This window comes from Pseudomonas sp. WS 5503 (genome assembly GCF_012985385.1).
In the GTDB taxonomy this organism is placed as follows: domain Bacteria; phylum Pseudomonadota; class Gammaproteobacteria; order Pseudomonadales; family Pseudomonadaceae; genus Aquipseudomonas; species Aquipseudomonas paracarnis.
On the sequence record NZ_JAAQWI010000003.1, the window covers coordinates 565,881 to 581,436 of the forward strand.

9 protein-coding genes are annotated in these 15,556 nt (G+C 61.6%); 5 read left to right on the forward strand and 4 right to left on the reverse strand.

The window, feature by feature from the left end; all coding sequences use genetic code 11:
• Positions 1-124 precede the first annotated feature (124 nt).
• Complete coding sequence (locus HBO10_RS11575) at positions 125-2,086, reverse strand: methyl-accepting chemotaxis protein (RefSeq protein WP_034126419.1); 1,962 nt, start codon at positions 2,084-2,086, stop codon at positions 125-127.
• 53 nt (positions 2,087-2,139) lie between these two features.
• Positions 2,140-3,810, reverse strand: coding sequence for a PleD family two-component system response regulator (locus tag HBO10_RS11580; RefSeq protein WP_034126420.1), 1,671 nt, complete (start codon positions 3,808-3,810; stop codon positions 2,140-2,142).
• A gap of 298 nt (positions 3,811-4,108) precedes the next feature.
• On the opposite strand from HBO10_RS11580, the gene HBO10_RS11585 reads away from it, so the two are divergent.
• The 4 genes from HBO10_RS11585 (at position 4,109) to speA (ending at position 8,449) form a co-directional block, all read left to right on the forward strand.
• Positions 4,109-5,176 carry a DUF2333 family protein gene (locus tag HBO10_RS11585; RefSeq protein WP_034126421.1) on the forward strand — a complete coding sequence of 356 codons (1,068 nt, stop codon included), beginning with the start codon at positions 4,109-4,111 and terminating at the stop codon, positions 5,174-5,176.
• 2 nt (positions 5,177-5,178) lie between these two features.
• Positions 5,179-5,715 (forward strand): NUDIX hydrolase, encoded by a 537-nt coding sequence (locus tag HBO10_RS11590; protein ID WP_034126422.1) that lies wholly within the window; start codon positions 5,179-5,181, stop codon positions 5,713-5,715.
• Positions 5,716-6,021: 306 nt separating this feature from the next.
• On the forward strand, positions 6,022-6,393 hold the full coding sequence (locus HBO10_RS11595) for a translation initiation factor Sui1 (RefSeq protein WP_032893757.1): 372 nt from the start codon (positions 6,022-6,024) through the stop codon (positions 6,391-6,393).
• Positions 6,394-6,535: 142 nt separating this feature from the next.
• Entirely contained in the window at positions 6,536-8,449 is a 1,914-nt protein-coding gene (gene speA / locus HBO10_RS11600) for an arginine decarboxylase (RefSeq protein ID WP_034126423.1), read from the forward strand.
• Positions 8,450-8,529: 80 nt separating this feature from the next.
• Here speA and HBO10_RS11605 read toward each other — a convergent pair whose 3' ends face one another.
• Together HBO10_RS11605 and HBO10_RS11610 are read right to left on the reverse strand one after the other, a co-directional pair.
• Complete coding sequence (locus HBO10_RS11605) at positions 8,530-8,856, reverse strand: hypothetical protein (protein ID WP_034126424.1); 327 nt, start codon at positions 8,854-8,856, stop codon at positions 8,530-8,532.
• Between the two features lie 100 nt (positions 8,857-8,956).
• Positions 8,957-10,303, reverse strand: a complete 1,347-nt coding sequence (locus HBO10_RS11610; protein ID WP_034126425.1) for an MATE family efflux transporter — start codon at positions 10,301-10,303, stop codon at positions 8,957-8,959.
• A gap of 299 nt (positions 10,304-10,602) precedes the next feature.
• Here HBO10_RS11610 and HBO10_RS11615 point away from each other — a divergent pair, with 299 nt between their 5' ends.
• Positions 10,603-15,498 carry an alpha-2-macroglobulin gene (locus tag HBO10_RS11615; RefSeq protein WP_034126426.1) on the forward strand — a complete coding sequence of 1,632 codons (4,896 nt, stop codon included), beginning with the start codon at positions 10,603-10,605 and terminating at the stop codon, positions 15,496-15,498.
• Positions 15,499-15,556: the final 58 nt, after the last annotated feature.

Here is a 15,556-nt window from a genome sequence, read left to right on the forward strand (position 1 = left end):
ACGCATCCAGTGACGCTCTGCGTCACGGCTTTAAAGCGGGACGCGGAGCGTCTGGGGCGACATTCCCACGCGGAGCGTGGGAACGATCAGCCACATTGCGGTCTTCATAGAGGGCCGGATCGGGTTAGACGCGGAAGGCTTGCACGGCGGTAGTCAGTTGCCCGCCCAGTACCAGCAGGTGCTCGCCCTGGCTCCGGCCCTGGCCAATACGCAGCAAATTATCCTCACCCAATTGATGAATCCGCTCACTGTTGTCGCGTATCTCGCTCACGGCGCCACTCTGCTGCGCGGTCACATCGGCAATGCGTACGGCGGTATCCGAGATGGTCTGGATCGCCCCGACGATTTCATCCAGCGCGCCATCCGCCGCCTGGGCCTGCTGGGCGGTGGCTTCGGCGTGTTCGACCTGGGCGCGCATGCCTTCTACCGACTGGTGCGCGGCGCTTTGCAGGCCGGCGATCAGGCCCTGGATTTCGGCGGTGGCGCCGGCAGTACGCTGGGCCAGGGAGCGCACTTCGTCGGCTACCACGGCGAAACCACGTCCGGCTTCACCGGCGCGGGCGGCTTCGATAGCGGCGTTGAGCGCCAGCAGGTTGGTCTGGTCGGCAATCGAGCGAATCACCGTGAGCACGCCGCCGATGGTGGCGGACTCTTCGGCAAGTTTCTCGATCATCTGCGCGTTTTGCTGCACTTCGCCTACCAGCGCATGCAGCCCGGTGAGGCTCAGGCCGATCACACGCTGGCCTTGCTCTACCGCATGGCCCGCACTGCGACTGGCCCCGGCGGCCTGGCTGGCATCCCCGGCGACTTGCTGGATGGTGGCTTCCAGTTCGCCCAGGGAATCACGGATTTGCGCGGTGTCGCCGGCCTGGCGCTCGGCGCCGTCGTGCAGGCCGCTGCTCAGTTCGGCCAGGGCGCGGCTGCTGCCTGCCACTTCTTCGGCATTGCCACGGATGGTGCCGACCAGATCCACCAGGTAGGCGCGCAGGCGGTTAAGGGAGGCCTCGATATCGTGCAGTTCACGGTTGGTCTTGCCCAGGGCAATCGGTTGGCTGAAGTCGCCTTCGGCCCAGGTCGACAAGGCGGGTGCCAGGTTGGTCAGCACGCGCGCCAGGCGGCGTTGCAGGGTATCGATCAGCAATGCGATCAGCAGGATCAGACCAATCATCACCCCCTGCATCACACGCACTTCACCCTGAATCTTCGCGTGTTGCGCGCGCACCACGGGTTCCAGGCCGGCGATGGCCTGTTGTACGTTGGTGATTTTAAGGTGGGTGCTGGCGGCGAGATCGGCGCGTTGCTGGATCTGTTCACGGGTGCGTTGGAGTTCGGCGGGGTAGCGGGTCAACAGGCTGTTGAGTTCGCGCTTGAGGTCGACGCCGGTGTCCTGGGCTTCGGTTTTTTCGGTATTTTCCAGGCCCATCAACGCGGAAAAATCATCGGTGTGGGATTCAGCGCTGGCCTTTATTCCCAATAAGGGCAGCTGCGCAAGCAGGTCGGCCTGAGTGCGCAGGTTGGTCACTTCCCGCTCGACATCCGCGGCCAACTCGGCGCGCCCGCTGCTGACTAGCTTGTCGCGGGCCAGGGACAGTTTGCCCAGGTGCTGTGAGGCTGCGAGCAATGGCGACATATAATGCGCAGCCTCCGCGGAATTGACACCGCTGGCGTACTGGCTCAATTGTTCCAGGTTCGCGCCCAGTTCACGCTCGGCTTGCAGCAACAGGGCTTGCGGGTCGCCAGCCAATTTACCGGCGGCCAACAGGTCGGTCTTGCTGAAAGTCTCCAGGTCCATGAGGCTGGGGCGCAGGTTTTGCGCCAAGTCGGGCGGCAGTTCGCCCAGCTGAAGCTGCAGGCTTTCCAGGCTCTGGGTTGCACTGCTCAGGCGCAGGGCATCGCCGCTGGCTAAGTAGTCCTCGATGTTACGGGCAGCCTGGTTTTGAAAGACCTGGGACAACCCGAGGTAGCGCTCCATCAACAAGTACGGACGCTCCAGCGCCCGTTGCGACCACCACAGTGTCGCCCCGAGGGCCAGGCACACAGCCACCAGCAGAAGGGTATTGAGATTGGTCAGCAGCTTCAGGCGCATGCGGGGTTTCAACCGACGGCAAGAGATAAGCGCCTGAATTTATTGCGTTTGTATTACAGCGTTATGACCGAATCGGTGGATTCTGGTGAAAAGATGGCACTTTGCTTTGATGTACGAGCGGCTTGCACGCGATTACGTCCGGCGTCCTTGGCGCGGTACAGCGCTTCGTCAGCCTGGGCGGCCATCATCAAGCTGTCGGAACCGTCGCACAGCTCCACCAGGCCGGCGCTGAAGGTGCACCACAAATCCTGCGGTTGGGCGGGGTAGTGGATTTCTGCAAAGCGCCGACGAATGTCGTCCAGCACTTTGCAGGCCGATTCCAGGTCGGTGTCGGGCATCACGATGGCGAACTCTTCACCGCCGTAGCGGCCGATGTAATCGGTCTTGCGCAAACGCTGCTTGAGAAACAGTGCCAGGCTCTTGATCACCCGGTCGCCCATGGGGTGGCCGTGGCTGTCATTGACGCGCTTGAAGTGGTCGATATCGAGCATGGCAAAGCTCAACGGCTTGTTCTCGCGGCGTGCGCGGAAGCTGCAATCTTCGAGCAGTTGCAGGATATGCGTGTGGTTGTACAGCCCGGTCAGGCTGTCGCGCACCATCCGTGCCTTCAAGTTGCGCGCACGTGACGCACGGTTGCGCACAGTGGTGATCAGGTGACGCGGCTTGATCGGTTTGGTGAGGAAATCGTCACCGCCCTCGCTCATCGCATCCAGCTGTTTATCCAGGTCGTCCTCGGCCGACAGGTAAATGATCGGCACACTGACGTAGCGGTCGTTGTGGCGAATCACCTTGGCCAGTTCGGTGCCGGTACAGGCAGGCATGTACATGTCGAGGATGATCAGGTCGGGCTGGAAATCCGCCAGCTCGGCCATGGCCTGGATCGGTTCGGTCAATGTGCGGGTGACAATGCCGGCACTGTTGAGCAGGCGTTCGGTGTGCAGCGCCTGGGCCCGCGAGTCGTCGATGATCAGCACTTTGTACGGTTCGTACTGGGCCGCGCAGGTTAGCACTTCGATCTTTTCCAGCAGGCTTGAGGCCTCCAGGGTGCCGGTCAGGAACTCTTCGCCGCCGGCGCGTACGGCGGCCAGGCGTGTCGGGGTGTCGGTTTCGTGCAGGCTGAAAAACAACAGCGGCAGCTTTTGCTCCAGGCCCTCCTGGGCCTCTGCCGCGAGCTTCAGGCCCAGGCCGGTGCCGCAGAAGTCCACGTCCATCACGATCGCCGACGGCAAACGCTCGGCCATGGACGCGCGAAAGGCGGCCACGCTGTCCAGGGCGTGGGCGCCCATGCCGAAGAACTCCAACTGCTTGGCCAGGCGTTCGGCGCGGTCATGGTCGGCCAGCATCACATAGATCGGCTTGCGCATCGGCGGCAGGAAGGTTTGCTCAAGCTGATCGCCCTGGCGCAGGCCGGTGCGGGACAGGCGTTGCATCAAGCGGTTGAGCTCGGTGATCAGTTGGCTGCTCAGACGGCCACGGTTCTCGTCCACAGCCTGCAAGGATTGACTGATATGCCGTGCCAGTTGTGTGTGTTCGGGCTGTTCGAAGCGTTCGGCGAAGCGTTGCAGGCGCAGGTTGGCTTCGCTGAGTTCGGAAAAGTCGGCGTTCGACCACTCGCTGCGTTGCAGGCGCTGCCAGATCTCAAGAATTTGACGTGCCTGATGAATTACCCGCTGGGCAAAGTGCTGCTTGAGACGCTCGCGGCTGGGGTCTTCTGACTCGGTCATATCCTGACTACTGTGAGGGTGCATGCTGAGGTCGACTGATGGCTCTATGCTAGCACCTCTTTTCTGATAGATGAGTGTCATACGTCAATTAAGTCTGCGTGCCTGCCATTCAGTTATTGACCAATGGGTCGCGCAGCGTAAATCGCGTGCATCCTTTATAGTCCAAGCGCGCTGGTGCGCCAGTTTCGTGTAAAAGCCCCGCACCGATGGGCACGATGGGGTAGGGTTGTGGTCGGAATGTCTGAACGCACCCGGACAATTGACGTGCATGAACTCAAGTGATTGAAAGGATATCGCCATGCTGGACTGGAAAAACCGCGAAGGCAGTGCCAAAGGCCCCGCCGCTGAGCCCAAGTCGGCCAACCGCAGCTATTTTCGCAACCTGCTGATGAGCCGGGCGTTGCTCAGCATCATCGGCTTGTACCTGCTGGTCACCGGTGGCCTGGGTTGGTACTGGAGCCAAGAGCCGGCGCTGTTTCCGGTGCAGCAAAATGCCCAGCTTGCCGCCGAGAAGGAAGGCAAGCAGATGGTGGTGGGTTACACCACCGTCGAAACCCTCAAGACCGTGGTCGGCACCTTGCTGAACAAGCCAGGCGGCTACATCTCCAACGACCGTTTCCCGCCAGGCTTGTGGATGGACAACATGCCGAGCTGGGAATACGGCGTGCTGGTGCAGGTGCGTGACCTTACCCGCGCCCTGCGTAAAGACTTCGCCCGCTCCCAGTCGCAGTCGGCTGAAGACGCTGACTTGGCCAAGGCCGAGCCGCGCTTCAACTTCGACAACAAGAGTTGGGTGCTGCCATCCAGTGAGTCGGAATACCAGGAAGGCATCAATTCCTTGAGCCGCTACGAAGCGCGCCTGTCTGACCCGAACCAGCGCGGCGCGCTTTTTTATGCGCGTGCCGACAACCTCAACAACTGGCTGGGCGATGTGGCCACACGTTTGGGCTCGCTGTCCCAGCGTCTGTCCGCCAGCGTGGGCCGGGTCAAGTTGAACACTGCGCTGAAAACCGAGACGCTGGCGCCGGGTGAAGTGCCGCAGGTCGATGAAGAAGTGGTGGAAACCCCATGGATGCAGATCGACAACGTGTTCTACGAAGCGCGCGGCCAGGCATGGGCGCTGTCCCATCTGCTGCGTGCCATCGAAGTCGATTTTGCCGACGTACTGGCCAAGAAAAATGCCACCGTCAGCGTGCGCCAGATCATTCGGGAGCTAGAGGCCTCGCAAGAACCGGTATGGAGTCCTATGATTCTTAACGGCAGTGGCTTCGGCGTACTGGCGAACCATTCGCTGGTGATGGCCAACTATATTTCCCGGGCAAACGCTGCAGTGATCGACTTGCGTCAGCTCCTCAACCAGGGTTGATGATGGACGCTACTCAAAAGGAGGCCGCACACCGAGCAGCCTCCGACGCTGAACTGATCTGCTGGGTCGACGAGCAGGACCATCTGCTCGGTCACTTGGTCAGGTCCGACCTGCGCCAGCGCGGCTTGATCGGCCGTTGCACGTTTATCTTCCTGTTCAATTCCAAAGGCGAGCTGTGTGTGCATCGGCGCACGCTGAGCAAAGCCCTGTACCCGGGGTTCTGGGATACGGCGGCGGGCGGGATGGTGGCGGCGGGAGAAAGCTATGCCCTGTCGGCACAGCGGGAATTGGCGGAAGAGCTGGGCGTGAGTGGCGTGGAGTTGGTCGAGCACGATCATTTTTACTTTGAAGATGGCGACAGCCGCCTGTGGTGTACGTCCTACTCTGCTGTATGGGACGGCCCGCTGTGTTTGCAGCCTGAAGAGGTCATGGAAGCGCGTTTTCTATCCATTGAAACGGTGCTTGCAGAGGCCGAGCAAAAGTCTTATTGCCCGGACGCCCAAGAGGGCTTGCGGCGCTATCTCGCCTCACGTCGCTAAAGTTGTATAAATTGGCGCCATTTGGCTCTTAGCAACTTGGCTTTTTGCCGTTACACTGCGCGCCTTTTCACCCGAACCGCTATTGTTTCACCCTGTAGGAGCGAGCTTGCTCGCGAAAAACGCCAAGACACCGCGTGCTGGCTGAATGCCCGCGTTATCGTTGACGATCTTCGCGAGCAAGCTCGCTCCTACAGTGGTGGTGGCCTTGACGGTTCGGTAGCGCTGCCCCTGCCTGAGTGGGGCTTCGCGGTCGGTCACCGCCTTGTGCGGCGCCGATCAGTCTTCATCCTCCCAAGAGGATTGCCGGTGGCCAAAAAAGCCGCATCCTTCGCCGCCCTTGGTGGCCTGGTATTTTCCACCGACGCAGGTCGACACTGCCCGGACTGTCGTCAGCCCGTGGATTCGTGCACCTGCAAACAGACCCTGATCCCCGAAGGCGACGGTATTGCCCGCGTGCGTCGCGAGAGCAAAGGCCGTGGCGGCAAGACGGTGACCACTATCACCGGCGTGCCCCTGGCTGAAGACGCCCTGAAGGAATTGGCCACCTCGCTGAAAAAGCGCTGTGGCACCGGTGGCGCGTTGAAAGACGGGGTTATCGAGATTCAGGGCGATCACGTCGAGTTGCTGTTGGCCGAGCTGATCAAGCTCGGGTACAAGGCCAAGAAGTCCGGCGGCTGAAAGCCTCTTCCCAACCTGTGGCTAAACTCTGTCCTGCCAGTGGGGTCTACTTCCCTTGCAGGCAAATCGTCATTTTCATTCTTTAGACTGCGCCAGCCTCCGCGAGAGGTGGCGCCTTCGCCTTCATTTATAGGGGACTTCGATGTCCGTACGACGCACACGCAAAGACGATGGCAGCCAATGGACAGTTGCGGACAGCCGCAGTGTTTACGGGATTCGCCATTGGGGGGCCGGGTATTTCGCGATCAATGAAGCCGGTCGCGTAGAAGTCCGTCCGAACGGCCCGAACAGCACGCCCGTCGACCTGTACGAGCAAGTCGATGAGTTGCGCAAAAGCGGCCTGTCGTTGCCGCTGCTGGTGCGCTTCCCCGATATCCTGCAAGACCGCGTGCGCCAATTGACCGGTGCCTTCGATGCCAACATCGAGCGCCTGGAATACCAGAGCAAGTACACCGCGCTGTACCCGATCAAGGTGAACCAGCAGGAAGCGGTGATCGAGAACATCATTGCCACCCAGAACGTTTCCATCGGCCTGGAAGCCGGCTCCAAGCCTGAGCTGCTGGCCGTGCTGGCCCTGGCGCCGAAGGGCGGCACCATCGTCTGCAACGGTTACAAAGACCGTGAGTTCATCCGCCTGGCGCTGATGGGCCAGAAGCTCGGCCACAACGTGTTCATCGTGATCGAGAAAGAGTCCGAGGTGGGGCTGGTGATCGAAGAGGCAGCGAGCCTCAAGGTCAAGCCGCAGGTGGGCCTGCGTGTGCGCCTGTCGTCCCTGGCATCGAGCAAGTGGGCGGACACCGGTGGCGAGAAATCCAAATTCGGTCTGTCGGCAGCCCAGTTGCTGTCGGTGGTCGAGCGCTTCCGCGCAGCCGGCCTGGACCAGGGAATCCGCCTGCTGCACTTCCACATGGGCTCGCAGATTGCCAACCTGGCCGACTACCAGCACGGGTTCAAGGAAGCCATTCGTTACTACGGCGAACTGCGCAACCTCGGCCTGCCGGTGGACCACATCGACGTCGGCGGTGGCCTGGGCGTGGACTACGACGGCACGCACTCGCGCAACGCCAGTTCGATCAACTACGACATGGACGACTACGCCGGCGTGGTAGTGGGCATGCTCAAGGAATTCTGCGACGCGCAGAGCCTGCCGCACCCGAACATCTTCTCCGAAAGCGGCCGCTCCCTGACCGCTCACCACGCCATGCTGGTGGTGCAGGTGACGGACGTCGAGAAGCACAACGACGAAATCCCAACCATCGAAAACAAGGAAAGCCTGCCGGAAACCGTGCAATGGCTGGTGGACCTGCTGGGCCCGACCGACATCGAGATGGTCACCGAAACCTACTGGCGCGCCACCCACTACATGAGCGACGTGGCCACCCAGTACGCCGACGGCAAGCTGACCCTGGCCGAAAAAGCCCTGGCCGAACAGTGCTACTTCGCGGTGTGCCGCCGCCTGCACAACTCGTTGAAAGCCCGCCAGCGCTCGCACCGCCAGGTGTTGGACGAACTCAACGACAAGCTGGCCGACAAATACATCTGCAACTTCTCGGTATTCCAGAGCTTGCCGGATACGTGGGCCATCGGCCAGGTCTTGCCGATCCTGCCGCTGCACCGCCTCGACGAAGAGCCGCTGCGCCGCGCCGTGCTGCAAGACCTGACCTGCGACTCCGACGGCAAGATCAAGCAATACGTCGATGAGCAGAGCATCGAAACCAGCCTGCCGGTTCACGGCTTGAACGAAGGCGAGGACTACCTGTTGGGTATCTTCCTGGTCGGCGCCTATCAGGAAATCCTGGGCGACATGCACAACCTGTTCGGTGACACCGACTCGGTGAACATCTACCAGCGTGAAGACGGTTCGGTGTACAGCGCCGGGATCGAGACTCACGACACCATCGAAGACATGCTGCGCTATGTGCACTTGTCGCCGGAAGAGTTGATGACGCACTACCGCGACAAGTGCGCGAGCGCGAAGATCTCGGCGTCCGAGCGTACCCAGTTCCTGGATGCGTTGCGTCTTGGGTTGACTCGTTCTTCTTACTTGTCTTCTTGAGTCGTGCGGCCTCACCGGAACTGAGCGAGTGTTCGTTTAGTTCCTGTGAGGCCGGCCGCATTGGCACGACGTTGATCAAGTCACCTTACGAGCAAGCATTGCGTCACTGGGCATTTGCTCTCTGAGTGAGCGTTGAGGGCTATCTGCGTTATTGTGCCCTGACTGTTGAGGCGCGACAGGAGCACCTCTTTTCCATCGATTGTCAGGTCCTTTGATTCGCCTTTGGTGATTCTGTGCTGTTCAGTCCCATGTATCACCACGAGTGTGTACTCACCGGCCATTTGATTCTCCACCCGCAGTGTCCCGGCCGGCTGCGCTGTTGAGTTCGACGGCGCCGTGCAGCCTGCGGTAGTCAGCGTGGCGATTACCCAAAGGGTGACGATGCCTGTTTGTCGTTTGATATTCATAGCGATTTTCCTTGGCGTAAGCAGGGGAGGTTGCCCATCGCTATTCAACGCTTGAAAAATCGGCTTGTAACCTGTCAGAAGTAACAGGTAGGGGCTCGTGTCAGCGGGTATCGCTCAGCCAGCGATTCTGCGTGCTCAGCCACCAGGCAATCGCCCCCAGGATCAAGCTGCGTACCGCCATGAATAGCAAAAAAGTTATCCACAGTCCGTGGTTGCCCAAGCCCTGCAAGGCCCAGGCAATTGGCAGTACCAGCATCACCGTCAGCAACATCCCATCGCGCATTTCCCGCGCCCGCGTTGCACCGATAAACAGCCCATCGAGCAAATAACTCCACACCGCAATCAACGGCAATACCGCGAGGTAGGGCAGGTAGATATCGGCGGTTTCGCGCACGCTGGGGATATCGGTTTGCATGGCGATGAACAGATGGCCGCCGAAGGTGAACAGCAGGGCGAAACCCACGCTGGCGATCAGCGACCAACCACAGGCAACCACCAATGACCGCCGTAACGCTTGCCGGTCACGTGCGCCGATGGCGTGGCCGCACAGAGCCTCGACCGCGTGAGCCAGGCCATCCAGGGCATGTGCCGTCAGTAACAGCCCATTGAGCAGCAAGGCATTGGCTGCAACTGTGGCATCTCCCAGCCTTGCGCCTTGCACCGTGATCATGAAAAACACCGACTGCAACGCCAGGCTGCGGATAAAAATGTCGCGGTTGACCGCCAGCAACGGGCGCCAGCTTTGCCACAATTTCAAGGCGGCCCAAGCGATATGCCCAGGATAGGCGCGCAGGGCTTTTTGCGTAAGCGCCAGGCCGAGCAGGGCGCCGGTCCACTCTGCGATCACCGAGGCTCGGGCGGAGCCGACCACGCCCCAGTCCAGCCCGAGGACGAACCATAGGTTAAGCGCGATGTTGACCAGGTTGGTGGTCAGCAAAATCGCCAATGGCGCTCGTGCATTCTGGGTGCCGAGGAACCAGCCGACCAGTGCATAACTGGCGAGAGCGGCGGGCAGGCCGAACAGGCGGGTGTGGAAAAACTCGCGGGTAAGTTGGTTCAGTTCGGGCGAGGGCTGCATCCATTCCAGGGCCAGATGGCTCAGGGGAATGCCCACGGTACCCAGTAACATCGCCAGCCCCAGCGCCAACAGCAAGCCTTGCAACAGGATTTGCCGCAACGCTGCACCATCGTTACGCCCGGCGGCCTGGGCGGCGAACCCGGTGGAGCCCATGCGCAGGAAACCCATGGCCCAGGCGAGGAAGGTATACAGGCTGGCGCCGACAGCCACGGCACCCAGTTGGTGGGCGTGGGGCAGGTGGCCGATGACCATGCTGTCCACCAGAGCCACCAAGGGCACTGAGATATTCGACAGGATCATCGGCGCGGCCAGGGCCCAGACGCGGCGATGGGTAGGGCGGTGGCGCCAGTCGGTCAGCAGGGCGGTCATGAAGGCTCCTTGGTGGAGCGGCATTGTAACCGTCAACCCGCCACACAGCAGAACCAATGTGGGAGCTGGCTTGCCTGCGATAGCAGTGGGTCAGCCAGTGAAGATATCGGCTGAAAGACCGCTATCGCAGGCAAGCCAGCTCCCACCGTTTGATCTCCAGTGGCTGTGGGATTTGGCTTGGCTTCATGCCCACCTAGAACCAACCGCCCCTCCGTCGGTCAATGTGACCGGCGCCGCAGCAGCTTGGTCGGCGCTGATATATAGTTCACCCCTCGGTTCCCTCTGACTATGAGTGCCCCATGCTTAACAAAGGACTGTTCCTGGCCTGCGCGCTGGCCCTGCTGAGCGCTTGCGATTCTTCCGATAAACCCGCTGCACCGCCTGCGCCCACCGTGGCGGCAGCGCCGAAGCCGGTGAAAGCGGCGGTGGACGTGGCAGCGTTGAAGCAACGCTATGCCGGGCGTGAGCTGAGCGTGGTGGATGTGTCCGAGGTGCAGTTGGATGGGGCCAGCACGCTGTCGGTGAGTTTTTCCATTCCGCTGGACCCCGATCAGAAATTCGCCGACAAGCTGCACCTGGTAGACAGCAAGTCCGGCAAGGTCGATGGCGCCTGGGAACTGTCCGATAACCTGATGGAATTGCGCCTGCGCCACCTTGAACCGCAGCGCAAATTGGTGCTGACCGTGGACGCCGGGGTGAAGGCGGTCAACGGCAACACCCTCGCCGCCGAATACAGCGCCCGCCTGGAAACCCGCGACCTGCAAGCCACCGTCGGCTTCGCCAGCCGTGGCACCCTGTTGCCGACGCGCCTGGCCGAGGGCCTGCCGGTGATCGCGTTGAATGTCGACAAGATCGACGTGGAATTCTTTCGGATCAAACCCGAATCCCTGCCGTCGTTCCTTGCGCAGTGGGGGCGTAATACCAGCCTGCAAAGCTATGAGTCCCGTGAACTGCTGCCAATGGCCGAACTGGTGTACGGCGGGCGTTTCGACCTGAACCCGGCGCGCAATACCCGCGAAACCCTGTTGCTACCGATTGCCGGCCTCAAGCAGTTGCAGCAGCCGGGCGTGTACCTGGCGGTGATGCGCGCTTCGGGCACCTACAACTATTCGCAACCGGCCACCCTGTTCACCTTGAGTGATATCGGCCTGTCGGTGCACCGCTACGCCAATCGCCTGGATGTGTTTACCCAGGCCCTGGAAGGCGGCAAGGCACTCAACGGCGTCGAACTGGAAATCCTCGATGCCGAAGGCCGCGTGCTCGGCCAGGGCAAGACCGAAGACGGTGGCCACGCCGAGTTGCCGCTGCCGAAAAAAGCCCAGGTGTTACTGGCCAAGCAGGGCGAGCAAACCAGCCTGCTGCGCCTGGACAGCGCCGCGCTGGATTTGGCGGAGTTCGATATCGGTGGGCAACCGTCCCACCCGTTGCAGTTCTTTGTGTTCGGCCCGCGTGATTTGTATCGCCCCGGCGAAACCGTGCTGCTCAACGCGCTGTTGCGTGACAAGGATGGCAAGGCGGTGAAGCCTCAGCCGGTGAGCGTCGAAGTGCGGCGCCCGGATGAACAGGTGAGCCGCAAGTTCGTGTGGGAGGCCGACGCGTCGGGCCTGTATCAATACCCGTTGCAGCTGGCTGGCGAGGCGCCGACCGGGCGCTGGCAGTTGGTGTTCGACCTCGGTGACGGCAAGCCGCAACTCTATGAATTTCTCGTCGAAGACTTTCTGCCCGAACGCCTGGCGCTGGAACTCAAGGGCAGTGACACGGCGTTGAGCCCGGCGGATAACCCGGTCATCCAGGTCAACGGTCGTTACCTCTACGGCGCGCCCGCCTCCGGTAACCGCGTCAGTGGCCAGGTGTACGTGCGGCCACTGCGTGAGGCGGTCAAATCCCTGCCGGGCTACCAGTTCGGTTCCGTCACTGAAGAAGAGCTGAGCCAGGATTTCGAACTGGACGAAAGCGTACTCGATGCCAATGGCGAGCAAGCGCTGACCCTGGAAAGCAAGTGGGCCGAGGCCAAGTCGCCGTTGCAACTGATTGTGCAAGCCAGCCTGCAGGAGTCCGGCGGTCGGCCGATCACCCGGCGCCTGGTGCAGCCGATCTGGCCGGCCGAGCAATTGCCGGGCCTGCGTGGCCTGTTTGACGGCAAGGAAACCAACGGCGATGGCCCGGTGGAATTCGAAGTGCTGGTGGCCAACCAGGACGGTCAGAAACTGGCCGCGCAAGACCTCAAGGTGCGCCTGGTGCGTGAGCGCCGCGACTACTACTGGAACTACTCGGAGAATGACGGCTGGAGCTACCACTTCAACGAGAAATTCCTCAACCTCGATGAGCAGAGCCTGAACATCAAGGCGGGCGACACCGCCAAGGTCAGCTTCCAGGTGGAGTGGGGCCCTTACCGCGTGGAGGTCGAAGACCCGCACACCGGGTTGGTCAGCAGCCTGCGTTTCTGGGCCGGCTACCAGGCCCAGGACAACACCGAAGGCGGCGCCGTGCGCCCCGACCAGGTCAAGCTGGCGTTGGACAAGCCCGCCTATGGCGATGGCGACACCGCCAACGTCACCGTCACGCCACCGGCTGCCGGTAAAGGCTACCTGTTGGTGGAGTCTGCCGAAGGCCCGCTGTGGTGGCAGGAGATCGACGTACCGGCCGAAGGCAAAAGCTTTGCGGTGAAGCTCGACCCGAAATGGTCGCGCCACGATCTGTATGTGAGCGCCCTGGTGATTCGTCCCGGCGAGCGCAAAGCCAATATCACGCCTAAACGCGCCGTGGGCTTGCTGCACCTGCCGCTGGATCGCACCCAGCGCAAACTCGGCCTGACCCTCACTGCACCTGAAAAAATGCGCCCCAAACAACCGCTGACGGTAAAGATCGCCGCCAAAAACGCCGATGGCAGTGTGCCTCAAAAGGTGCACGTACTGCTTGCGGCAGTGGACGTGGGCATCCTCAATATCACCGAATTTCCAACGCCCGATCCGTACGCCAGCCTGTTTGGCCGCAAAGCCTATGGCGTCGACCAATTCGACATCTACGGCCAGTTGATTGAAGCCGGCCAAGGGCGCCTGGCCAGTCTGGCATTTGGTGGCGACGCGGCGTTGGCCAAAGGCGGCAAACGCCCGGACACCAGCGTAACCATCGTCGCCCTGCAAAGCGCCCCGGTGACGCTGAACGACAAAGGCGAGGGCGAAGTCAGCGTCAATATCCCCGACTTCAACGGCGAACTGCGCCTGATGGCCCAAGCCTGGAGCGATGATCGCTACGGTATGGCGGAAGGCAAGACGGTGATTGCCGCCCCGCTGATTGCCGAGTTGTCGGCGCCGCGCTTCCTGGCAGGAGGCGACCAGACCACCCTGGCCCTGGACCTCTCAAACCTGTCGGGCAAGGCGCAGAAACTCGATGTGCAATTAACGACGCAAGGGCCGTTGGAACTGGTCAACAGCGACGCGCAATCGGTTGAACTCAAGCAAGGCCAGCGCACCACCCTGCGTATTCCGGTACAAGCCTGGGGCGGTTTCGGTCAGGGCAAGGTCAAGGTTACGGTCAATGGCCTGGACCTGCCGGGGGAAAACCTGCCTCCATTCAGCCGCGAATGGACCTTAGGCGTGCGCCCGGCGTACCCGGCCTTGCTCAAGCATTACCGCGCCGTGATCAAGGATCAGCCGTGGAGCTTACCGGCGGGCGCACTGGATCAGTTCGATGCCTCGGGGCGTGAGGCGCTGTTGAGCCTGTCGAGCGGGCCGCCGTTGAACCTGGGCGCGCAGATCAGTGCGCTCAAGGCGTACCCCTATGGTTGCCTAGAGCAAACCGCCAGTGGCTTGTACCCGTCGCTGTACGCCGACGACGCGCTGCTCAAGCGCCTGAGCATCAAGGGCGAGCCGGATGCCGAGCGCAAGCGCAAGATCGAGTTGGGCATCGAGCGCCTGCTGGGGATGCAGCGCTACAACGGCAGCTTCGGTTTGTGGGGCGCTGATGGCGAGGAAGAATATTGGCTGACTGCGTATGTCACCGACTTCCTGCTGCGCGCCCGCGACCAGGGTTTTGCAGTACCGCCTGAAGCCTTGAAGAAGGCCAGCGAGCGCCTGCTGCGGTATGTGCAGGAACGTAACCTGATCGAGGTGGATTACAGCGACAACGCCGAGCACACGCGTTTCGCCGTACAGGCCTACGCCGGTATGGTGCTGGCGCGCAGTCAGCAGGCGCCGTTGGGTGCGTTGCGCAGTCTGTTCGAACGGCGCAGCGACGCACGCTCCGGCTTGCCGTTGGTGCAGTTGGCCATCGCCCTGCAGAAAATGGGCGACCAGCCGCGTGCCGATCAAGCCTTGCTCGCCGGTTTGGCGGCGCAGCGCAGTGCCAAGGAGTGGCTGGCCGACTACGGCAGCCCGTTGCGCGATCAGGCGATGATTCTGGCGTTGCTGGAGGAAAATGACTTGGCCAAGGGCAAGCGTGAAGAGCGCCTGTTTACCTTGTCGGACCAGTTGGCGGCCAGCCCCTATCTGTCGACCCAGGAGCGCAACTCGTTGTTCCTGGCCGGGCGGCTGGGTTTCGCGCAGCCCGAATCGGCGTGGAAGGTGCTGTTGGATGGCAGCGACGGGGAGCATGAGCTGAACAACCAACAGTCGACGCTCAACCTGGAAGGCAAGCTGCTTTCCGGCAATTTGAGCCTGACCAATCAAAGCGATGTGCCGGTCTACCAGCAACTGACAATCTCGGGTTACCCACAAGTGCCGCCTGCCCCGGGTGGCGAGAACCTGAGTATTCGCCGCGAATACCTGGGCATGAATGGCCAGCCGTTGAATTTGCGCAGCCTCAACAGCGGCGACCTGGTGCTGGTGCACCTGGCCGTCAGTGCCAAGCAACGCGTGCCGGATGCCCTGGTGGTGGACTTGCTGCCCGCCGGCCTGGAACTGGAAAACCAGAACCTGGCACAAAGCGCAGCGAGCCTGGAGAACGCCAGTAGCCAGGTCAAGGAGTGGCGCGAGTCGATGCAGAACGCATCGCTCAAGCATCAGGAGTTCCGGGACGACCGCTATGTGGCGGCGATGAATCTGGATGGCTATGGCACCACGCACTTGTTGTACCTGGCACGGGCGGTGACACCGGGAACCTACCGCGTGCCGCCGCCGCAGGTAGAGTCGATGTATCGGCCGAACTGGCAGGCGGTGGGCGAGACGCCGGTGGATATGGTGATCAAGGGCCGCTGAAAGACACTGTAGGAGCGAGCTTGCTCGCGAAAAACGTCAACGATAACGCGTGCTTCCT

What these genes read in the sequence shown, in the direction of transcription:
- HBO10_RS11605 (WP_034126424.1), bottom strand. Translation starts at nt 8,856, where the DNA reads ATGAATATCAAACGACAAACAGGCATCGTCACCCTTTGGGTAATCGCC.
- HBO10_RS11580 (WP_034126420.1), bottom strand. Translation starts at nt 3,810, where the DNA reads ATGACCGAGTCAGAAGACCCCAGCCGCGAGCGTCTCAAGCAGCACTTT.
- HBO10_RS11585 (WP_034126421.1), top strand. Translation starts at nt 4,109, where the DNA reads ATGCTGGACTGGAAAAACCGCGAAGGCAGTGCCAAAGGCCCCGCCGCT.
- HBO10_RS11615 (WP_034126426.1), top strand. Translation starts at nt 10,603, where the DNA reads ATGCTTAACAAAGGACTGTTCCTGGCCTGCGCGCTGGCCCTGCTGAGC.
- HBO10_RS11590 (WP_034126422.1), top strand. Translation starts at nt 5,179, where the DNA reads ATGGACGCTACTCAAAAGGAGGCCGCACACCGAGCAGCCTCCGACGCT.
- HBO10_RS11575 (WP_034126419.1), bottom strand. Translation starts at nt 2,086, where the DNA reads ATGCGCCTGAAGCTGCTGACCAATCTCAATACCCTTCTGCTGGTGGCT.
- HBO10_RS11610 (WP_034126425.1), bottom strand. Translation starts at nt 10,303, where the DNA reads ATGACCGCCCTGCTGACCGACTGGCGCCACCGCCCTACCCATCGCCGC.
- speA (WP_034126423.1), top strand. Translation starts at nt 6,536, where the DNA reads ATGTCCGTACGACGCACACGCAAAGACGATGGCAGCCAATGGACAGTT.